The sequence below is a fragment of the Haloarcula sp. JP-Z28 genome, from assembly GCF_011440255.1.
GTDB lineage: Archaea > Halobacteriota > Halobacteria > Halobacteriales > Haloarculaceae > Haloarcula > Haloarcula marismortui.
On the sequence record NZ_JAAOHT010000045.1, the window covers coordinates 1 to 20,198 of the forward strand.

Annotated in this window: 16 protein-coding genes; 8 read left to right on the plus strand and 8 right to left on the minus strand. The window is 57.8% G+C overall.

Annotated features, from left to right (window positions below):
- Nucleotides 1-623: 623 nt before the first annotated feature.
- Complete coding sequence (locus tag G9463_RS15310; RefSeq protein WP_165897184.1) at nucleotides 624-1,208, minus strand: HD domain-containing protein; 585 nt, start codon at nucleotides 1,206-1,208, stop codon at nucleotides 624-626.
- Between the two features lies 1 nt (nucleotide 1,209).
- Nucleotides 1,210-1,929, minus strand: a complete 720-nt coding sequence (locus tag G9463_RS15315; RefSeq protein WP_004966565.1) for an EthD family reductase — start codon at nucleotides 1,927-1,929, stop codon at nucleotides 1,210-1,212.
- 104 nt (nucleotides 1,930-2,033) lie between these two features.
- Here G9463_RS15315 and G9463_RS15320 point away from each other — a divergent pair, with 104 nt between their 5' ends.
- The gene (locus G9463_RS15320; protein ID WP_165897185.1) at nucleotides 2,034-3,395 is read left to right on the plus strand and encodes an NAD-dependent succinate-semialdehyde dehydrogenase; all 1,362 of its coding nucleotides are present in this window, start codon (nucleotides 2,034-2,036) and stop codon (nucleotides 3,393-3,395) included.
- Between the two features lie 134 nt (nucleotides 3,396-3,529).
- Nucleotides 3,530-4,201, plus strand: coding sequence for an NADPH-dependent F420 reductase (gene npdG / locus G9463_RS15325; protein ID WP_011224941.1), 672 nt, complete (start codon nucleotides 3,530-3,532; stop codon nucleotides 4,199-4,201).
- Nucleotides 4,202-4,314: 113 nt separating this feature from the next.
- Here npdG and G9463_RS15330 read toward each other — a convergent pair whose 3' ends face one another.
- From G9463_RS15330 to G9463_RS15355, 6 genes are all read right to left on the minus strand, one after another.
- Nucleotides 4,315-6,315, minus strand: coding sequence for an AMP-binding protein (locus G9463_RS15330; protein WP_165897186.1), 2,001 nt, complete (start codon nucleotides 6,313-6,315; stop codon nucleotides 4,315-4,317).
- A gap of 71 nt (nucleotides 6,316-6,386) precedes the next feature.
- A complete protein-coding gene (locus tag G9463_RS15335; protein WP_004966560.1) occupies nucleotides 6,387-6,770 on the minus strand; it encodes a PaaI family thioesterase in 384 nt (127 codons plus the stop codon).
- Nucleotides 6,771-6,933: 163 nt separating this feature from the next.
- A complete protein-coding gene (locus G9463_RS15340; RefSeq protein WP_165897187.1) occupies nucleotides 6,934-7,938 on the minus strand; it encodes an LLM class flavin-dependent oxidoreductase in 1,005 nt (334 codons plus the stop codon).
- A gap of 86 nt (nucleotides 7,939-8,024) precedes the next feature.
- Nucleotides 8,025-9,293: a M24 family peptidase gene (locus tag G9463_RS15345; RefSeq protein WP_165897188.1), complete on the minus strand. Its 1,269-nt coding sequence runs from the start codon at nucleotides 9,291-9,293 to the stop codon at nucleotides 8,025-8,027.
- A gap of 113 nt (nucleotides 9,294-9,406) precedes the next feature.
- Nucleotides 9,407-10,369, minus strand: a complete 963-nt coding sequence (locus tag G9463_RS15350) for an NAD(P)-dependent oxidoreductase (RefSeq protein WP_165897189.1) — start codon at nucleotides 10,367-10,369, stop codon at nucleotides 9,407-9,409.
- 61 nt (nucleotides 10,370-10,430) lie between these two features.
- A complete protein-coding gene (locus tag G9463_RS15355; protein ID WP_165897190.1) occupies nucleotides 10,431-12,134 on the minus strand; it encodes a thiamine pyrophosphate-binding protein in 1,704 nt (567 codons plus the stop codon).
- Between the two features lie 1,260 nt (nucleotides 12,135-13,394).
- On the opposite strand from G9463_RS15355, the gene G9463_RS15360 reads away from it, so the two are divergent.
- The 6 genes from G9463_RS15360 (at nucleotide 13,395) to G9463_RS15385 (ending at nucleotide 20,113) form a co-directional block, all read left to right on the plus strand.
- Complete coding sequence (locus tag G9463_RS15360; RefSeq protein ID WP_007188558.1) at nucleotides 13,395-14,594, plus strand: ABC transporter substrate-binding protein; 1,200 nt, start codon at nucleotides 13,395-13,397, stop codon at nucleotides 14,592-14,594.
- Between the two features lie 184 nt (nucleotides 14,595-14,778).
- Nucleotides 14,779-15,897: a pyridoxal phosphate-dependent aminotransferase gene (locus G9463_RS15365; protein WP_165897191.1), complete on the plus strand. Its 1,119-nt coding sequence runs from the start codon at nucleotides 14,779-14,781 to the stop codon at nucleotides 15,895-15,897.
- 293 nt (nucleotides 15,898-16,190) lie between these two features.
- The gene (locus G9463_RS15370; protein WP_004966553.1) at nucleotides 16,191-17,288 is read left to right on the plus strand and encodes a branched-chain amino acid ABC transporter permease; all 1,098 of its coding nucleotides are present in this window, start codon (nucleotides 16,191-16,193) and stop codon (nucleotides 17,286-17,288) included.
- Complete coding sequence (locus G9463_RS15375) at nucleotides 17,285-18,592, plus strand: branched-chain amino acid ABC transporter permease (protein WP_165897192.1); 1,308 nt, start codon at nucleotides 17,285-17,287, stop codon at nucleotides 18,590-18,592. Before G9463_RS15370 ends, G9463_RS15375 begins: the two co-directional genes overlap by 4 nt.
- Nucleotides 18,585-19,412, plus strand: a complete 828-nt coding sequence (locus tag G9463_RS15380; RefSeq protein WP_165897193.1) for an ABC transporter ATP-binding protein — start codon at nucleotides 18,585-18,587, stop codon at nucleotides 19,410-19,412. Before G9463_RS15375 ends, G9463_RS15380 begins: the two co-directional genes overlap by 8 nt.
- On the plus strand, nucleotides 19,409-20,113 hold the full coding sequence (locus tag G9463_RS15385) for an ABC transporter ATP-binding protein (protein WP_165897194.1): 705 nt from the start codon (nucleotides 19,409-19,411) through the stop codon (nucleotides 20,111-20,113). The genes G9463_RS15380 and G9463_RS15385 overlap by 4 nt, the downstream gene beginning before the upstream one ends.
- Nucleotides 20,114-20,198: the final 85 nt, after the last annotated feature.

The following is a 20,198-nucleotide window of genomic DNA, read 5'->3' on the forward strand; positions in this document are numbered from 1 at the left end:
TTTTAGCTAACTGGACCGCTTTCTTCGTGAAGCGGGCAATCTTCGACATAGAGCATCGGCGGTTTCCCGCTTCAACTTCCTAGTTCTGACGGTCGAAGCCGACGCTGTCCAGCGATTCACCAGAGCCAATAATTTCATATTATGAAACAAACTCTTGTCCTCGCTCGTGGGGAGAGAATATTGAATACTACGCAAGCGCTCACCGAATAACATCAAATCGTACATTGAGTTTAGCACCTGAGTTACAGCACACCCGTTGTACGTGCATATCTGGTCCAAAGAGTTGTATTCTCCCCAGGTACGCGCATTAAAAATAATTTTAATTGTCTTTGAGACAGGTATGAATGGGTCGACCTGTTGTAGAGATATTTATACCAATGGATATCATTCGGTGAACATACTTTCCGTGCGTTTAGGTGTAAATTGCTGCTAAGCAGGTAGAGATAAGCTGCTGATCGCAAAATACGAGTAGGGGAACCCCGGCGTAGTGTCTTCAGTACTGCCAACCTCGAAGCTACCGGGTGACAACGATGCGTTGGATTACGCAGTTACTATCGGTGGGCTACGAGGGACTAACTCCGCCGACCGATTCTTTCGCGGGGCGTTATCGCTTGCGGCAGTGACTACGTCTGGGAGTACTCATCAACCCATTCCTGCAATGTGATACCCATCGTTGACTGCGTAATCGCGTTCGAGGACGCGGAGTTTGCACTCTTGACGAGTTCGGCCTCCAGTGTCCGCGTCGGAATCTCGCCGATAAAGTGCGGAATCGCTCGCTGGACCGCCAGCGGACAGCCGACTTCGTGAGCAAGCGCATAGCCCGACAGGGAGTGTGGGATCTCTTCGGTTGCGTATCTTGGGTCTGGGTCGAGTAGCTTCTCGTCCTCGACAAAGTCAACGTACTCATAGCACTTTCCGACATCGTGGAGTAATGTCGCCGCGACGATGACGTCGATATCGGGGTCGGCTCCGTGGAACTCCTGCTGTTCGATAGCGGATTCCCGCGCAATTTTGGTGACACCGCGGACGTGCCTGACGTTGGTTACCTCGTGGATATTCCACGCATAGGGAATGTCCATAATGTCGCGCCAGCCGCCTCGGTCGAGCGCGAGTGTCCACGCTTCGATGACTTTGCTACGAAGGTTGTCCGATGAGATATAATCGAGTTCCGGGAACGCCTGCGTGACCTGCTCCTCGTAATCGGGCATACTACCCCTCGTCCTTGACGAGCTGTTCCTGTCCGATAAACCGGGGCCGCTCGTCGATAGCCAGGAAGTTATTCACGTCCTCGCGGGCCGCTTTCGCTTTGCCTCTGTCCGGTGCGTAGTCCCGTGAGCCTTCGCTACCGAGAGCGTCGTATAGCTTCTCAATGTCGTCGAAATAGAGTTCGGCGACACCGTCGAACTCGGCGTTCTCGGGGTCTGTTGGGATGACCGTGTTGTACTTGACGACACCCTCGATTTCGCGGGCAATCGGCGTATGGTTGGTCTGCCAGTAGTCGACGAACTCCTCGTGGGTCATGTCGTCCTGTCGGACGAGAAACGCCGAGTGCTTGTAGAGACCGTCAGTGTCGCCGTCGACCTCGTCTTTCTGGACTATCTCTTCGCCGATAATACGCGGCCGTTCCTCGACAGCGAGGAAGTTGTTCACGTCCTCGCGGGCCTTTGCGGCGATCTCCTTGGTGGGGTCATAGTCCCGGGAGCCGGGGCTACCCAGTGCCTCGTGCAGGTCCTCAAGCGTCTCGAAGTACAGTTCCGCCAATCCGTCAAACTCGGCGTGTGCTGGTTCTGTTGGCAGGACTTGTTGATAGCGAACCACGCCCTCGATGTCCTTTGCAATCGGCGTGTGATTGGCCTGCCAGTAATCAACGAACTCCTCGTGAGACATATCGTCCTGTCTGACTAACAGGGCTACATGCTTGTACATCATCAACACGTTTCTGACCTATGAGTATAAAAGCTAACGTTGTTGCCTGTCAGAATATTTGGGTCACTAAAGATTAATGTATGCATGACGCTGAATATTGAACTGATATGGATGCAGTCAACCCAGCTACGGGCGAGCGGCTAAACGTGTACGACCCTGATGACGACGAGGCAGTCGAACGGAAACTGGACCGTGCCACGTCGACGTTCGAGGACTGGCGTGAGGTCCCATTGCGCGAGCGCGAGCAATTGCTGGTAAACGCCGGTGAGGTTCTACGAGAGAACAAACAGCGGTACGCTGAACTGATGACCCGGGAGATGGGGAAACCAATCACGCAAGCCGTCGCTGAAGTCGAAAAGTGTGCCTGGGCGTGTGACCATTACGCCGAATACGCACACAAGTATCTCTCCGAGGAGCACCACCCCAGTCCACCGGGGACAGAGGTAAAGACAGTCCATGACCCGCTCGGACCAGTGCTTGCAGTGATGCCCTGGAACTACCCCTTCTGGCAGGTCATTCGCTTTGCTGCACCCTATCTCACTGCCGGCAACGTTGGCCTCCTCAAACACGCCTCAAACGTCCCCGGCTGTGCGCTCGCACTTGAGGAAGTGTTTGCTGAAGCCGGCTATCCTGACGGCGCGTTCCAGACGCTGATGGTTGGCTCCAGTAACGTTGACGGCATCCTCGCAGACGACCGTGTCCGTGCGGCGACGTTGACCGGAAGTGGCCCTGCTGGCCGTGCCGTCGCCGAAACCGCCGGCAAACACCTGAAAAAGACCGTACTGGAACTCGGTGGGTCTGACCCGTTTATCGTCCTTGACGACGCAGACCTCGATGCGGCCCTCGAAACTGGGGTGCAAGCACGGACGCTGAACGGTGGCCAATCGTGTATCGCCGCCAAGCGCTTTATTGTTCACACAGACGTCTACGATGAGTACGTTGATCGACTCGTCGCTGCCTTCGAAGACCTCACTGTCGGCGACCCGATGTCCGACGAAACTGATGTCGGTCCACAGGCCGACCCTGACCTCATGGCCGAACTCCACGACCAGGTACAGGCCAGCGTCGACGCCGGAGCAACGCTGTTGACCGGGGGCGAGCCGCTTGACCAGACCGGCGCGTTCTACCCACCGACAGTACTGACTGATGTCCCTTCAGGATGCCCTGCCGACACAGAGGAGACATTCGGACCAGTGGCGACCGTCTACGAGGTTGCCGATGCGGAGGAAGCAATCGCAGTCGCAAACGACACCCGGTTTGGCCTTGGTGCAAGCCTCTGGACAGCGGACCGAGAACGCGGCCAGCGGCTGGCACGAGATATTTCCGCGGGCTGTGTCTACATCAACGAGATGACCAAATCCGACCCGCGAGTCCCGTTCGGCGGCATCAAGGACGCCGGCTACGGCCGTGAACTCTCGGAGATGGGAATCAAAGAGTTCGTCAACAAAAAGACGGTCTGGGTCGAATAACCACCGCAGTTGATACTGGACGGTACTTCTATTGCTGGCGTGCCCGGTTTTGACGTGATGGCAGCAACGTACGGTCGGTAGCGATCCGTGTGGCAGGACAAACCTTCTTGTTTCAAGGGGCGTTATGCAAGCGCATGGAGTTAGCAATACTGGGCGGTACTGGTGACATCGGTGAGGGGCTCGCAATGCGGTTTGCCTCGGACACGGACCACACGATTACGATCGGCTCGCGGGACGCTGCGAAAGCCACCGAGCGAGCGAGCACGTACGAAGAACGACTGTCCGAGCACGGCGTCGAGACTGGAATCAACGGGACAGACAACAGTAGCGCTGCGGCCGGTGCAGACGTGGTTATCCTGGCTATTCCGCCACACCACGTCGGCGATACAGTTGAAGCACTGGCAGAAGATGACGTGCTCTCAGACCAACTGCTCATTAGCCCCGCCGTCGGAATGAACGGCGATGGGGATGGACTTCACTACCGACCACCGTCGACAGGGAGCGTTACTGAGTTTGTCGCGGAGCGAGCCCCTGAATCTGTTCCAGTGGCCGGCGCGTTCCACAACCTTGCAGCGGACCGGCTGGCAGATCTAGAGGCCACGCTCGATGTAGATACGCTGGTGGTCGCGGATGACCCGACGATCAGCGAGCGAGTCGTGGCGCTAACTGCTGACCTCGCAGGTGTTCGGCCTATCCCTGCTGGGCCGCTATCGAACGCTACGGAGGTCGAGAGTCTGACGCCCTTGCTCATCAATATCGCTCGATACAACGAGGATATGCACGATGTCGGTGTGAGCTTTACGTAGACTCCGGCAGCGGTTCTGTCCTCCGCCGTGATTCAAGTAGTGTCGTCGTGCGGCTGATTGTGTGCTTGTATTGCCTGTGTCCGCAAACAGTCACAAACAGACAGGGAAGTATTTCACCGCGCGTTGTCGATTTCGTCGATCGCGTCGGGGTTCTCGATACTTGAAAGGTCCCCCAGTTCTGCGCCCTCGTAGACATTCTGAATGATTCGCCGTACAATTTTTCCCGACTGGGTCTCCGGAAATTCATCGACGAAGCGGACTTCACGCGGACGGAACGGCTTGCCAAGCGCTCTCCCGACTTGCGCGCGCAGCGCCTCGCGAAGGTCCGCTGACTCCTCGAACCCCTCGTTGAGGATGACATATGTGACAACTGCAGTCCCCTTCGTTTCGTCGTCCGCACCGATCGCAACAGCGGCGTTGACCGCATCGTGTTCGATAAGTGTACTCTCGACCTCGGCCGGGCCGACCTTCCGACCGGCGACGTTGAGGACATCGTCCGAACGACCGTGCAAGAACCAGAACCCGTCTTCGTCTTTCTGTGCCCAGTCACCGTGGTCCCACATATCGCCGAACCGCGACCAGTACTCCGCAAGATACCGCTCGTCACCACTCCACAGCGACTTTGTCATCGACGGCGCTGACGATTGACAGACCAGATACCCCTTCTCGTTGTCTTCGGCAACGGATTCCCCCTGTGCATTGACGACGTCGATGTCCATGCCGAGCGCCGGACCACCAAGCGTCCCCGGCTTCAGCGAATGCAGCGACGTCGGCTGGAGGAAACAGCCGAATATCTCCGTTCCGCCGGAGATGTTCATAATCGGTGTCGTGCCGTTGCCGACGTTTTCCAGAAACCACTCCCAGGAATCCGGGTCCCATGGCTCGCCAGTTGAACCCAGCAGGCGCAACGTCGAAAGGTCGTGGCCCTCCAGCCACTCGTCGCCGTGTTTCTGTAGCGCACGTATCGCTGTCGGTGAAATCCCGAACACCGATAAATTGTGGGCGTCGATCAGCTCCCAGAACCGGTCCGGCTCGGGATAGTCGGGTGCCCCCTCATACATGAAGACGGTCCCACCGTGGGCATGATTGCCGATCAGCGTCCACGGCCCCATCATCCAGCCGATATCCGAGACCCAGAAAAAGCGGTCTGCGGGCTTGTGGTCGAACGAAAAGAAGATTTCTTTCGCTGGCTGGACGAGCCCGCCAGCGTGTGTGTGGACGATGCCCTTCGGTTTGCCTGTTGTCCCAGATGAGTACAGCAGCATCGACTCGTGATCGGCGGGGAGCGACTGGGTCTCGTAGTCGGCAGATTGGGAACCGACTGCATCCGCCCACCATTCGTCACGATCGGGGTTCCACGAGAGGGCAGACTCCGTAGAACCAAGCCGATTATAGACAATGGTGTGTTCGACGTGGCCGGCCGCTTCGATAGCCTCGTCTGCGGCCGACTTCAGGTCTATTTCGCTTCCACGGCGATAGAAGCCATCACCGGTGAACAGGACTGAACACTCGGCGTCTTCGATGCGAGTTGCTGTCGCGTCGACCCCGAAGCCGGAGAAGATAGGGACGGCAATCGCACCGACTTTGAAACAGCCATACAGCAATGGGACGATTTCCGGAACCATCGGCATGTACAGCCCGACGGTGTCACCGGTTCCGATACCGCGCGCTTCGAGTGCATTGGCGACGCGATTGGCCTGTTGGTGGAGTTCGTGATAGGTAACCTCACGGACTGCCCCGTTTTCACCCTCCCAGATTGTCGCGACGGTATTTCGGTTCTCTGAATCTGGGGCCGCGTGACGGTCGACGACGTTGTGCGCGATGTTGAGTTCTCCACCGACGTACCAGTCCGTGAACCGCGGACCGTCTGTGTCATCGCGGACTTGCTCGTACGCCTCGTAAAACTCCAGGTCGAGATAGTCGACTATCTCGTCCCAGAACCAGTCAAGTCCGGACGCCGGCTCACCGTCGATATCGGTGACCGTCCGCCTGTGGAGTTCTTCGAAGGTCTCGATGCCGTGCGCTTGCATGAACGCGTAGACGTTGCTCTGGGTGACGAACGCCTCGCTCGGTTCGTACCGTACCTCGTCAAGTGCTGTGAGTGAGTCTGACATTGGATTCAAGTGGCTGTGACAGTGTCGGAAGCTGTGCAGTCGCTGCAGTTGAGCGACCCCGTCTGGTTGAGCTACCCCGTCTTGTAGACGCCGCGTGCGTCCGCGACCTGTGTGCCGTCTTCAGCGTACACTTCGACACTGACGACGCCAACATCACCACCGTGACGAACCACATCCGCTTCCGCTCGGAGGTCCCCTGTCCCGGCTTCGAGGTAATCGATTCGCATATCGATGGTCGGCACCGGCTGGTCGACGAGCGACACCAGAGCGGCCCCACCAACGGTGTCCGCGAGCGTGAACGTAACGCCGCCGTGGGCCATTATCTGCTCTTCGTTCCACGACAGTTCTTCCCGCATCTCTATATGGCCTTCGGCGTGCCCGTTATCGACAGTGGTTATCTCGATATCGAGCAGGTCGGCAAACGGCATGTTCTCGAAGAATGCTTCGATGTCCATACTCATCAATTCGGTTCTTCACCTGGGGAAATAAATATTGGTGTTCACGGGGCCCGAAACACACGGTCGACACTTAGGGGGTCACTGGTGCTCGTGGTGTCTCAGCCCTTCCGGGTTAGACAGCATCTGACGGTTCAACAGTCACCGACACGACGTGTCAGTCTTAGCTGATCTTCGGCTGCACCTCTTCTCCGAGGCGTCGGATACACTCGGCCATCTCCTGTGTTCCGGTTCCGGGGTGGTACGTCCGGAAGATGAAGTGAATGTCGTCGCCCAGTGCCTCGCGGTACGATTCGAGTTCCGCCGTGACCTGGTCGGGTGTCCCGAAGATAGCCTGTTCTTTGAGTTCCTGTTTGCGCTCTTCGTCGAGTTCTGCAACCATCTCGCCGGAGAATATCTCCTCGTACCGGCGCTGGATGTAGAGGTAGCCGTCGCGCATCTGCGCCCATGCGTCTTCGCGGGAGTCCCCGATGAACCCGTGCTGGAGGACATACACCTGAAAGTCGCCCTCGATATCCTCGTCGTCACGGACGTTTCGGATGTCTTCGACGCGCTTCCGGACGCCATCGACTGACAGCGACGACGGGGCACACCATGCGTCAGCGGTCCGGGCGGCCCGCCGGACGGCAGGCCGAGAGGCCCCACCGAGCATGAGGGGAACGTCGTGTGCAGGTTTCGGTGTCACAGTGACGTCCGACGAGATGTCGTGGAATTCCGGCTCGTAGTCGAGCGGCCCGTCGGACCAGGCACCGCGAAGCGTGTCGACCGCATCGGCTAGCCGTTCTGCCCGTTCGTCGTCGGGAATTCCGAAGGCGTCAAACTCTGAGACGTTGGACCCGATTGCCATCCCGAGCGTCGTTCGGCCACCGGATATCTGGTCCACGGTTGCGATATCTTCGGCGAGTCGGATTGAATCATACAGCGGCGCGAGTGCGATACAGGAGCCGATTTCGATGTTGTCGGTGACTGCAGCTAACGCCCCGAGCGCCGGTGTGACGCCCGACAGATAGTCGTCGTCGAGGAAGTGATGCTCTGAGACCCAGGCGCTATCGAGCCCCGCGTTGTCGATAACTGCCCCCAGTTCGAGCATTTCGTCGTAAATCTCGCTGGTTTCGCGGTCATCGTCCGGGCGCTGCTGACAGGTAAACAGGCCTGTTCCCAGTTGCATAAATTTCCGTAACGGCGCGACCGACTTAACGGTAGTGGCACGCCAGCGACCAGACAATGCGTGAAATCGGCCAAAATGCCTGCCAGTCAGTAGTCTATCCGCGTGATCTCCGAAACGGGCCATTCGCTGAGGATCTCAACGCCGTTCTCGCGGACAACGACCATCTCTTCGACGCGGACGCCCTGTCGCTCTGCGGGTTGCATCGTCTCGACAGCCATCGTCATACCCTCCTCGATCTCGATCGGGTGGTCCGGCGAGAGTCCACGCCAGATGAGCGGGGTTTCGTAGAGCTGCAGCCCCAGCCCATGGGCCCAGTGGTTGGTCGTCATCTGCCAGAACTCGTCGGCGTCGTACCAGTCCATATGCTCGCCGTCTCTGTCGGGGAAGCCCTTGCATATCTCGTCGGTCGTGGCCCCTGGCTCGATCCGTTCGAGGACGTCATAGAGGTCGTCACGAGCTTTTTCGTAGGCGTCTTTCTGTGCCTGCGTCGGTTCGCCCATGCTGAAGGTCCGGTAGTAACAGGAGCGATAGCCCAGATACCCGATGTTGTAGAAATCAGCGTACACGAGGTCGTTCGGTCGAATCATCCGGTCGGTCGTGTTCGCCTGATGCTTCGGCCAGGTGTTCGGGCCGGAGGTGACGTAGCCACCCTGGGCCATTGCGCCGTGTCCCCAGAGTTCGCTGACCGCATCGCCCCACACTTCTGACTCGCGCTTGCCTGGCCTGGCACTCTCTGTAATCTTCTGGAAGCCTGCCTCACAGATGGCAGCGACCTGTCGCAGACACTCTATCTCGTCACGGGTTTTGGTCTTCCGCGCGTCGAGCATGATATCGGTCGCCGCGCTGGTGTCGACATCGACGCCGCGGTTTTCGAACTTCTCGATAATCGTACCGTTCCCCACGTCGATGCCCATCGGCTCCCGATCGACACCGTACTCCTCCATGGCCGTATACACCGTCTCCGCCATCTTATCCTTGAGCCAGTCGCGTGCAGAAGCGCTGCCTGACGCCCGGGGAACGTTGCCGAGTCCCGGACAGGCATACCGGATGTCGTCGAGCCAGGGACAGTTGAACCGCTGGTTCGATGCGTGGTCTGCGGTGTCCCAGTGGACCACATCGCCGTCTTCGGTCAGGAGTGTGTAGTGGTCTGCCCCGCTCCCGCCAGTCATCGCCAGCCCAGTGACATACCGGACATTCGGGTCATTGATCAGCAGCATCGACCCCAGTTCGGAGTCCTGCAGTCGGTCGAGGGCACGTTCTTTTCGCTCGCGTCGCATCCGCTTGACGTCGATCCGTTCTTCCCAGTCGACGGCCATGGTGCCACGCGTTCCTTCCATGAAGTCGCGCTCGTACATCACATATGCGTACAGGCAGGTCCCTAATCAAACACTGGGTTCACCCTGGCCGAGACGAGACAGACGCGACTCTCACCGTACGCACGTCACACAGCGACGGCGGAACTGCTGTATCAGAGCGAGTCGAGCCCGTTCTCTTCCCGGAGAGTGTTGATGTAGGACCGGAACCCGGATTCGAGGTCGTACTCGACCTCGTAGCCGAGGTCCTCCTGTGCGGCGGTCATATCGAGATTCTGGGTCCAGGGGAGTTCGCCCTCATCAGAGACCGCAAGGTCGGCATCCGGGACGATTTCCCGGACAGCGTTGGCGGCTTCACGGATCGTCGCGAGGACGCCGCGGACGTTGTAGATGCGCTGGCTGAGGTCGTCTTCGTCGACAAACGTTGCTTTCCGGAACGCCTGTGCGATATCGCGGGCGTGTTGCCAGTCGATAACCTGGTCGCCGTACTCGACGCTGAACGGTTCGCCGAGTGCCGGCTTCTCGATGATGTTTGCGAGGAACGCCGACCCACCGGTTTCGCGGTAGGGGCCGTACGCGACCGTCGGACGGAGTCCAACGTGGTCAACACCGTAGTCCTCGTGGTAGACACGGGCCTGATGTTCGTTGTACTCCTTGGTTGCGCCGTAAAGCGTATCCGGATAGACGAGTTCGTTCTCGTCAACGTACTCGGCAGCGTAGTTGTGTGGCGGCGCGTACACTGCAGCGCTGGAGGCCCAGGTGACACGCTCGATCTGGTCGTCAAGAGTGCGTGCGGCCTCGAAGACGTTGTTCGTCCCTTTGATATTGACATCGAGGCCAGCCCGTGGGTTGTCCCGTGCTGTGTTCGTCAGGAGTGCCGCAAGGTGAACGATGTGGGTCGTCCCCGTTTCCTTGACGGCACGAATCACATCCGTCGCCTCGGAGACATCCCCACGCCGGATGGTCACATCGTTGGCGACACCCAGCTTCGAGAGGATGTGGTCGTCCGTCGAGAGGTCGTAGGCAACGACGTCGTGTCCGTGTTCGATGAGATCCTCGACGACGTACGAGCCGAGGAAGCCGGTTCCGCCAGTGACGAGTACCGTCGTATCTGTCATTGTTATATCAATGTGTGTTGCGTAGTTGATTTATATTCTTTGCTAAACCGTGTCTGGGAGCTCATTCGTGGAGCCCGCCCACTTCTTTGTAGAACGATGACTGGAGGGACTCGACCATCTCTTCGTCACGGTCGATGCGAACGTCGATAACGAAGGGGACATCGGCGCTGGTCCCTTCTTCGAGTGCAGTCGCGAGTTCAGCAGGCGTCACTGCCCGCGTCGCTTCAGCGCCGAACGCCTCGGCTGCTTTTACGAAGTCGGTGTCGTGGAACTCGACGCCAGCGATGTCGCCCTCCTCGTGTTGCATCTGACGAACCATCCCCAGGCTGGTGTCGTTGAGGACGACGAACGTGGGCGCGACGCCGTTCTCGACGGCTGTCTCCACGCTGGTCATCGTCATCGTGAAGCCACCGTCGCCGGCGACGGCGATGATATCTTTCTCCGTCGTAATAGCGGCTGACACCGCGGCCGGTGTTGCCCATCCCATCGCGCCGACGCCACCACTCCCGTAGTAGGTCCCGGTGCCCGGTGTCTGAAGGTAATTGAGTAACCAGAACCGGTTGTTCCCGGAGTCGGCGGTTACAATCGTTTCCGCATCGACGACAGCCTCGATTTCTTTGACTGCACGCTGTGGCTTGATCGGCGACGCATCCGACTCGCATTTGGGAGCATAGAATGACTCCTGCGCTGCGGCCGCACGGTCACGCGCCCAGTCGTTTCCAGCGCTTTCGGGGAGGTTCGCCGCCAGGTCATCGAGACTGTGTGCCGCATCACCGATGAGTGCCACATCTGCGGGGTAAACCCAGCCGGCGTTGCGTGTGTCGATATCTGCGTGGATGATGGTCTGTTCGTCGGGCCGGATGAACTCTGGGGACTGCCAGTTGGTGTCCATTGGGTTCATGCGACAGCCCACGACGAGGAGTACGTCCGCTTCACTGACGACCTGATTTGCACCCTCGTGACCGAAGGAGCCGATAACACCCGCAGCCAACTCGTGGGTTTCGGGGAACGTCGACTTGCCGAGATAGGAGGTCGTGACGACGGCATCAGTCGCCTCCGCGACAGTTTCAAGCTGGTCGTAGGCGTCGGCGGCGTGAACCCCGTTGCCGGCGATGATAACCGGCCGGTCAGCCTCGCTCAGGGCTGTTATCGCTGTTTTGACATCCTCGCGGGCCGGTCGCGATTCCCAGTTTTGTACCTGATCGTGGCCGTCCCAGACCGGCGGGATCGGATCTTCGGGCATCGCCTCGGTGACGGCGTCGCCATCAAGGATAATTGCCGTTGGCCCCGGCCGGCCAGCAGTCGCGTGTTTGAACGCGAGCTGGAGGCTGCGTACTGTCTCCGTTGGTGAGCGCGGGAACCAGTTTTCCTTGGTGTAAGCATCGAGCGCAGACGGAAGGTCCAATCCCCCGTAATCACCGCGAGCCTGCTGGTACGGCGCGAGCGTGGAATAGTCGCCACGCTCGCTGGCCTCGGTGATAACGACCATCGGTGACGAAGCGAGCTTGCCCTCCATCTGGCCGATTGCGCCGAGGCTGCCGATCCAGGGGCCTTGCCCCGCGAGGACCCCGGGGTTGCCGGTGAGTCGCCCGTGCATTTCGGCCATGACGCTGGCTTCGCGCTCATCGCGTGGTCGGACCATCTCGACATCAGCATCCGGGACGTGGTCAAGGATCTCGATGGCACGACCACCGGGATATCCGAAAACGTACTCGACGCCTTGTTCGTCCAGTTCTTCGACAAGGCGCTTTCCTGTTTCAGTCATGGGTAGTGGATTTGGCTGTCATTATCCATTGTCGCGTTACGTCCCACTGTGGGTAACTCCCAAGATATAGAGTTTGGGGTGCAACGTTGCAGTAGTCACGATTGAATAGGCGGATACTCGGGTCCTGTGAACCCAACGGCCCTACTGTGGCGTTCAAGTAAGTCGATTATCCCACAGTGCCAGTTTCCACTGCTTTCAATCGCTCTACTGTCCGTGTTCTGCAGTGTTCCACACGAGGAGCGTTCTAATAGTTGGGACAAAATATATTCCAGAATTGCAGCTGTAATTCTATATCACTATTACTACAACATTTTGTATAGATGCCCGTTATAAGCGCTCTGGATGCCTTTTCGTCTTCTGAGCGGTCAGGCTACCTCTCGCAAGTTCGGATACAGTCGATGACGGATTACAGCGTTACTACTGTAACAGATATCGGTCGTGGGGTCGAAATACTGTTACAATCATATGGATGTAACAGCAGCTGTGCCCACAGAACAACCTTGTGGAATAACTACAGTTTTCTAGTAGATGCAGTTACGAATAGAGCCTATCTGTGGTAAAACTGTCCGTTCTTCAACACTGCAATTACAGTGAGGGTTTCGGGGGAGTCAATGGCAGGTGGCATTCCACGATCGAACTACGTAGGAGCGGTCGAAGTGGACGTCGCCGGCCCGCCGTTCTAATAATTCGAACTCTCGGACGTTACAACTGGTTTATATATTAGCGGCATCTGAGTGGTCGCCTACATAGACGGGGGTGACAACGGGACTCCGGATCTGAGACTGTCTCCCGGTACGAGAATCATCCGCCTCACACTCGGTGTCGGCGGTCCAGCGCTGGCGATCGATGTGACACTCGAATCAGCATCTGCGTCTCCGATAACCGTGCCGATGAGGGGCAGGAGTACGCTGTAGCGACCAGCGGGTACGGACGACGCCCTGTCCCCGGCGCCGTTCGTATGGTTCGAACGGGAATCGGCACTGGCGCGGCACGGACGCAACTGTGGAGAAAATACAGGCAGTTCAGATGCGAGTGGTCTGAACATCAGTGTGGTCGGTGTCCAATAGGGCTCGCACGCGGTCAGCGACAGTAAAGTGAGGTAAGCGCAGCAGCCGGAGTGTTTTCTGCATCCAACTCAGGCCCTCTCCGAGTTCGCTCCGTCGCTGCGTGGAACCGCTACGGTTCATAATAATGTTTATCACGAAAGATTGTGTCATGGGGAGTGTTGCGATGCACGATACAGTCAGCCGTCGAACTGTCATGAAGAGCATTGGTGCCGCAGGCGCTGTCGGACTTGCAGGCTGTTCGACAGACGGTGGTAGTAGTGGGAACACCATCAGCATGGGCATCCTAATGGGGGTAACGGGTGGGTTGTCCGAAGTGGGCCCCGCAATTCGGGATGCAGCAGAACTAGCTGTAAAACAGGTCCGAGACGCGGACAACGGGTTCTCAGTCGATACGCAGTTTGAGAATACGGAGACCAAACCGAGTCGGGGCGTGAGTGGTGCAGAAGCACTCGTGAATGGTGGCTATCCGATGATTTGCGGGGGACTAGCGTCATCAGTGACGCTGCAGGTCGCAGAGAACGTCGCAATTCCGAATCAGACGGTGATGTGCTCACCATCGGCGACGTCGCCGGATGTCTCCTCACTGGAGGATAACGACTTCGTGTACCGGACGCCGCCAACGGACAAGTTGCAGGGATCACTGCTGGCACAGATCGCGGCCGAACGGCTTGAGAAGGAGAGCGCAGCTATCCTCTTTCTCAACAACGCGTACGGGAACGGCCTATCAAACGGATTCACGAAGACATTTGAGGAGGAGTATGGCGGTGAGGTCCTGAATCAGGTCTCGTACTCGGCAGGTCGCTCTTCCTACACGTCACAGTTGCAGAACACGCTTGACGGTGACCCAGAGACGCTCGTGATCATCGGCTACCCCGAGAGCGGGAACAAAATCTTCCGGAACTTCTACGAGAACTTCGACAGAGCGGATATGGATATTCTGGTCCCGGACGGACTCAGGGCCGATGACTTGCCCGGGAACGTGGGCCACGACATGACAAACGTCCGCGGGACCAACCCATCCTCAGCCGGACCGGGAATTGAGTACTTCAAATCTGCGTATCAAGACGAGTATGACTCTGCACCGGGGCCGTTCAATCAGCAGTCGTTCGATGCTGCGGCAGTCCTCATGCTGGCACGCGCGGCGGCCGGTGAAGATGACGGGACTGCAATCCGCGATCAGATGCGGGCGGTTACAGACTCCGGTGGCGAAGCAGTTGGACCTGAAAATCTGGGCGAAGGCGTTTCGCTGGCGGCCGACGGGAACGAAATCAATTATCAGGGCGTCTCGGGCCCAGTTGAGTTTGACGACAATGGTGACCTGGCCAGCGCCGTGTACAATTACTTCAGGTATACAGAGAACGGCACGGAGAATATCGAGCAGGTGGAAGTGTAACGAGAACACTGCGGGCTTCCACACTCCGGATTACGATTACCCCGCATATACAGCAGACTGAATGGCTTTTGTGCCGTGGCCGTAACTCAGGGACCGTGCGCCATGTTGTCTGGCAGAGCTGGTGTTATACTCACTCACGCACAACCCAAAGACTATAATCAAATACTGTTATACTTATGAACTGATGTCTCAGTACGCAGCACGCGTCGAAGAGATGGATATCAGTGGCATCCGAGAAGTCTTCGAAGCGGCAGGCGAAGACGCAATAAATCTAGGTCTCGGTCAACCTGATTTCCCAACTCCAGAACACGCTCGGGAGGCAGCGATGAGTGCGATTCAGGACGGGATGGGTGACTCATACACGTCCAACAAGGGGATTCCAGAACTCAGAGAGGCCATCAGTGACCGCTATGCTACCGACAACGGGCAGGACATACCAGCTGAAAATATCATTGCGACCGCCGGCGCAAGCGAGGCGATTCACGTCGCAATCGAAGCCCACGTCCAGCCAGGCGACGAAGTACTCTGCCCTGACCCCGGGTTTCTGGCCTATGAACAACTGGTGTTGCTCGCCGGCGGCGAACCAAAACGGGTCGAACTCAGGGACGACCTGACCCTTGACCCCGCTGCTGTCGAGAATGCTATCACAGATAACACGTCGCTGTTTATTGTTAACAGTCCTGCAAACCCCACCGGTGCAGTGCAATCGAAGCGAGATATGGCAGAGTTCGCGCGGATCGCGGATGAGCATGAAGTCATTTGTCTCTCCGATGAGGTCTACGAGAAGATCGTCTTCGATGGTGAACACCACTCACCGGCGGAATTCGCCAACTCTGATAGGGTCATTCAGGCCAGTGCGTGCTCGAAAACGTACTCGATGACAGGCTGGCGGCTCGGCTGGGTGGCGGCCAGTGCAGAGCGAATCGAACGGATGCTTCGGGTGCATCAGTACGTACAGGCGTGTGCCAGTGCCCCCTCACAGTACGCTGCTGAAGCGGCGCTCACCGGTCCACAGGAACCAGTGAGAGAGATGGTGTCAGCCTTCGAGGAGCGTCGGGACGTTCTTCTCGACGGGTTAGCGGATATCGGCCTCCACACGCCAGTGCCGAAGGGAGCGTTCTATGCGATGCCCCACGTCCCGGACGGATGGACCCAGAAGATGCTGGACAACGATGTTATCGTCGTCCCCGGCGAGGCGTTCGGGCCGAGTGGTAAAGGACAGGCGCGCATTTCGTATGCCACGAGTACGGCTGAGCTGAAAGAGGCGCTGGAAGTGATGCGAACGGTCACGAACTCTCTGTAGCGCACCAGCAGGGACTCGCGACTGAGCGTTTCGTACAGCGAGCGGTTTCATCTTCGTCATCCGATGAGCGGTGTCATATTTCTCGTCGCGGGCGCATGCGTACGGAACTGTGCACCGAATCTTTCATTCGACACCGACAGTTGCAAAGCCGGTCTGATTTAGCCGTCACGTCTATCATTGTCAACAAATACCGTGTGTAAAACTAGCATGAAATAGGCACATATCTTCGGTTTCGCGGTATCTATGACTATTTTACATCAAGATTTTTAAGACTGGGTACAGAGCACCAAAGTATGGCGGCACGAGACTACTACAGCCGTGGACAGAATCTGGTATACAACCGCCCAGTACTCGTTATATTCGCAGTTATCGGCGTGTTTCTCGTATTCGATATTCTTCGACAGGTAGGCACTGGAACAGTTGCCATCACAGACCTCATGAGTTATCTCTGGAACGGACTGGTGCTGGGCATGTCGCTTGGACTGGCCGGTGTCGGCCTCTCGATGACATACAGTATCCTCAATTTCGCGAACTTTGCCCACGGTGACTTGATTACGAGCGGTGCGTTCGCCGGATGGGCGACGGCGTTTCTGATTGCCGGGCTGGGAGAGTTCTCTGTCGAATCGCTCATTCTTATCGGCGGCCCAATCGCAGTCGGTTCGAATGAGCTTGGCATCAATGTTGTCAATACCCCGCTGGCGCTTCTGGCTGGCTTACTCGTCGCTGCGGTTCTGACAGCCGCCCTTTCGCTCTTGCTGGATCGAATCGTGTTCAGACCGATGCGCAGCGCTGACGGTGTGACATTGATGATTGCCAGCGTCGGCGTCGCGCTGTTCCTCCGGAATTTCCTCACCTATTCGTTTCTGACTGACAGCCGTGGGCTGACAGGCGGCAACGTCCCCCAGTTTACTGTTGCGGGCGTCACGTTCGGGGGACACCAGATTACGCTGGTCGTCGTCGCCGCGCTCCTGATGCTTGGGACTCACATCCTGCTCCAGTACACCAAAATCGGCACCGCGATGCGTGCAATGGCTGCGAACAAGGACCTCGCAAAAGTCACGGGCATCCCAACGGAGCGCGTTGTCAAACTCACGTGGATTATCGGCGGCGGGCTTACCGGGTGTGCAGGCTTTCTTATCGCACTACAGCAGGGGACGCTCACAGTGACAATGGGGTGGGACCTGCTGTTACTGGTGTTCGCAGCGGTCATCCTCGGCGGTGTCGGTTCGATCTACGGCGCAATGGTCGGCGGTGTCATTCTCGGTCTCGCGAGTCGACTCGCGCTCGTCTGGATTCCAGCCAGCTTCCTTCTGGTTGCGGCGTTCGTTATCATGATCGTCATGCTGCTCGTGCGTCCATCGGGGCTGTTCAGTGGGAGGACGACGGCATGAGTACAGGCTCTCTTCAGGCGCGGGCTGAGGGCTGGCTTGGCGACAATGACGTCCGCTTGCTCATCGCTCTGGCACTCGCGATCGGGGGATTGTACGCGCTTTTCAGTGTCGTGCTTGGATTCCAGCTGAATGGCACAGTCAACACGCTCCGTCGTGTCGCGTTCCTCTCCGCGATTTATGCCATGTTAGCGCTTGCACTGAACCTCCAGTGGGGATACGCGGGTCTGTTCAACCTCGGTGCGGCCGGGTTCATGGCCATCGGTGTATACACGATGGGGATACTGACCGCTCCAGTGACGGCCAGTCCGCCCGGCTTCGGGCTGCCACTTCCGGTCGCGATTGTGGGTGCTATCCTCGTGACTGGAATCATTGGCGGCCTTGCAGCGTTGCCTGCGATCCGACTTCGTGCCGATTATCTTGCAATCGTCACTGTCGCGTTCTCGGAAATCGTCCGCCTCACACTCCGCGCGCCGGAGTTCGCGAACACTCGCATTGCCGGCGTTGCATTCGGAACGGGCGGTGCGACGGGGCTGTCGTTGCCATCGAACCCGATCCGGATTCTATTTTACACAGACCCGGCCACAACAGCCCCAGCGCCAAATGCTCTAGGTGCGGCGATATTCAGCACCGTGGAACCGCTGGGAATCGAGGAGACGCTGGTCATCGGCTGGGCGTACGTAATTGTGTTGTGTCTCTGTCTCGGCCTCCTGTACTGGTTGATGATCCGCATCGGGAAGTCACCCTTCGGACGGGTGCTCAAGAGTATTCGCGAGGACCAGCAAGTCACGCAGGCGCTGGGAAAAGATACGCGTCTGTTCAAGATCAAGACGTTCGCGCTTGGCTGTGCGCTCATGGGCCTGATTGCCATCTTCTGGCGTCTCTCCGGGGGCTATGCATCGCCACGGATGTTCAAGCCGATACAGACCTTCTACATCTTCATTGCGCTGTTTATCGGTGGAACTGGCTCGCCAACGGGGAGTATCGTTGGCGGTGCTCTGTTCGCGAGCCTGCTCTTCGAGGGCCCCTCGTTCATCCGCCGGGTGGTGGCGGAGTACCTCCAGCTCAGCAACGCTCCCGATACGCTTGTCAGTGCCCTCGCCGAGTTAGGAACTCTCGATGTCACGCCGCTGCTGGCGTACTCCGTGCAGGACGTGAGTATTTCGGCTCTCAGACTCATGCTGCTCGGTATCGTTCTGGTGTATCTCATGCAACGGCACCCGGATGGGCTGCTTGGCCATCGAAAAGCAATCGCATCGAGCGTTGCACTCTCACAGCAGGCGACTCGCGAGGACGATAATGAGTAAGAACGGACATTCAGCACGGAGCGATCAGACCCGGAACGGACAGCAAGAGCAGATACTCAAAGTGGAAAACCTGCGAAAGACATTTGGTGGTATTACCGCTGTCGCTGACGTCTCTTTCCACGTCGAAAAGGGGTCGATCACTGGTCTGATCGGTCCGAACGGTGCCGGCAAGTCGACGACATTCGACCTGATTACCGGTGTGCAACGCCCAGACGGGGGCGCAGTCGAGTTCAATGACACGGAGATAACGGGGTATCGGTCAGATCAGGTCGCAAATCAGGGCCTCGTCCGGACTTTCCAGATAGCACGAGAGCTATCAGAGATGACCGTGCTGGAAAACCTGATGCTGGCACCACAGAACCAGGCCGGCGAAGCAGTCTGGCGAGCGGTCCTCCCGCGAGCCAGAGCACAGGTCGTCGAACAAGAAAAAGAACTTCGAGAACAGGCCTGGGAGATGCTCGAACTGTTTGAGATTGAGCACGTCGCGCACGAATCCGCCGGGAATCTCTCAGGTGGCCAGCGGAAGCTGCTAGAGATGGCGCGCGTGCTCATGACCGATCCCGAGATGGTGCTGCTGGATGAACCGCTTGCGGGAGTCAACCCAACACTTGAGGAGAAACTCATTGACCGGCTGCATACGCTCAAAGAGCAGGGGTACACCTTCCTCTTCGTCGAACACGACATGGACGTTATTATGAATAACTGCGACACGGTCATCGTGATGCACCAGGGGAGTGTCCTTACAGAGGGGCAACCAGACGCAGTGAAAAACAACGAAAAAGTGCTTGATGCATATCTCGGAGAAGAGGTGAAAATATGAGTCTGCTGTCAGTACAGCAACTGGACGCCGGGTACGGTGACCTGCAGATTCTCACAGATGTCGACATGGAAGTCGGACAGGGTGAGTACATCACCATCGTCGGCCCGAACGGTGCAGGCAAGTCCACGGTGATGAAATCAGTGTTTGGACTGACGACGTACATGGGGGGTGAAATCATATTCGACGACAGAGATATCGACGGCGAACAACCGGAAGATATCATCTCATATGGATTAAGCTTCGTTCCCCAGAGCAACAACGTGTTCGAGCCACTGACCGTCACAGAGAACCTCAAGATGGGCGCATACACGCTGGATCAGTTCCCTGAGGACCGGCTTCAGGCGGTTTATAACCGGTTCCCAATACTGGAAACGCGGTCGGAGCAGAAGGCTGGGACACTGTCTGGAGGGCAACAACAGATGCTGGCGATGGGCCGTGCGCTCATGCTCGATCCAGATCTGTTACTCCTTGACGAGCCCAGTGCTGGCCTTGCACCCGACCTCGTTGACGAGATGTTTGACCGCATTGACGAGATCAACGACGCCGGTACCGCCGTTCTCCTCGTCGAACAAAATGCAAAGGAGGCACTGCGGCGGTGTGACCGCGGTTATGTCCTTGTGCAGGGGCAGAACCGACACGAGGACAGCGGTGAGGCACTTCTCAACGACCAACAGGTGCGGGAGGACTTCCTCGGCGGGTAGCTCCTGTACCCCAGCACTGGCTTGGTGACTATGCTCTGCCACGGCCATAAGATCGACACAAGACACTGTACTGGTTGCTGAGTCC

What these genes read in the sequence shown, in the direction of transcription:
- G9463_RS15320 (WP_165897185.1), top strand. Translation starts at nt 2,034, where the DNA reads ATGGATGCAGTCAACCCAGCTACGGGCGAGCGGCTAAACGTGTACGAC.
- G9463_RS15370 (WP_004966553.1), top strand. Translation starts at nt 16,191, where the DNA reads ATGGCGGCACGAGACTACTACAGCCGTGGACAGAATCTGGTATACAAC.
- G9463_RS15360 (WP_007188558.1), top strand. Translation starts at nt 13,395, where the DNA reads ATGAAGAGCATTGGTGCCGCAGGCGCTGTCGGACTTGCAGGCTGTTCG.
- G9463_RS15315 (WP_004966565.1), bottom strand. Translation starts at nt 1,929, where the DNA reads ATGATGTACAAGCATGTAGCCCTGTTAGTCAGACAGGACGATATGTCT.
- G9463_RS15380 (WP_165897193.1), top strand. Translation starts at nt 18,585, where the DNA reads ATGAGTAAGAACGGACATTCAGCACGGAGCGATCAGACCCGGAACGGA.
- G9463_RS15365 (WP_165897191.1), top strand. Translation starts at nt 14,779, where the DNA reads ATGTCTCAGTACGCAGCACGCGTCGAAGAGATGGATATCAGTGGCATC.
- G9463_RS15375 (WP_165897192.1), top strand. Translation starts at nt 17,285, where the DNA reads ATGAGTACAGGCTCTCTTCAGGCGCGGGCTGAGGGCTGGCTTGGCGAC.
- G9463_RS15350 (WP_165897189.1), bottom strand. Translation starts at nt 10,369, where the DNA reads ATGACAGATACGACGGTACTCGTCACTGGCGGAACCGGCTTCCTCGGC.
- npdG (WP_011224941.1), top strand. Translation starts at nt 3,530, where the DNA reads ATGGAGTTAGCAATACTGGGCGGTACTGGTGACATCGGTGAGGGGCTC.
- G9463_RS15330 (WP_165897186.1), bottom strand. Translation starts at nt 6,315, where the DNA reads ATGTCAGACTCACTCACAGCACTTGACGAGGTACGGTACGAACCGAGC.
- G9463_RS15355 (WP_165897190.1), bottom strand. Translation starts at nt 12,134, where the DNA reads ATGACTGAAACAGGAAAGCGCCTTGTCGAAGAACTGGACGAACAAGGC.
- G9463_RS15335 (WP_004966560.1), bottom strand. Translation starts at nt 6,770, where the DNA reads ATGGACATCGAAGCATTCTTCGAGAACATGCCGTTTGCCGACCTGCTC.
- G9463_RS15310 (WP_165897184.1), bottom strand. Translation starts at nt 1,208, where the DNA reads ATGCCCGATTACGAGGAGCAGGTCACGCAGGCGTTCCCGGAACTCGAT.
- G9463_RS15345 (WP_165897188.1), bottom strand. Translation starts at nt 9,293, where the DNA reads ATGTACGAGCGCGACTTCATGGAAGGAACGCGTGGCACCATGGCCGTC.
- G9463_RS15340 (WP_165897187.1), bottom strand. Translation starts at nt 7,938, where the DNA reads ATGCAACTGGGAACAGGCCTGTTTACCTGTCAGCAGCGCCCGGACGAT.
- G9463_RS15385 (WP_165897194.1), top strand. Translation starts at nt 19,409, where the DNA reads ATGAGTCTGCTGTCAGTACAGCAACTGGACGCCGGGTACGGTGACCTG.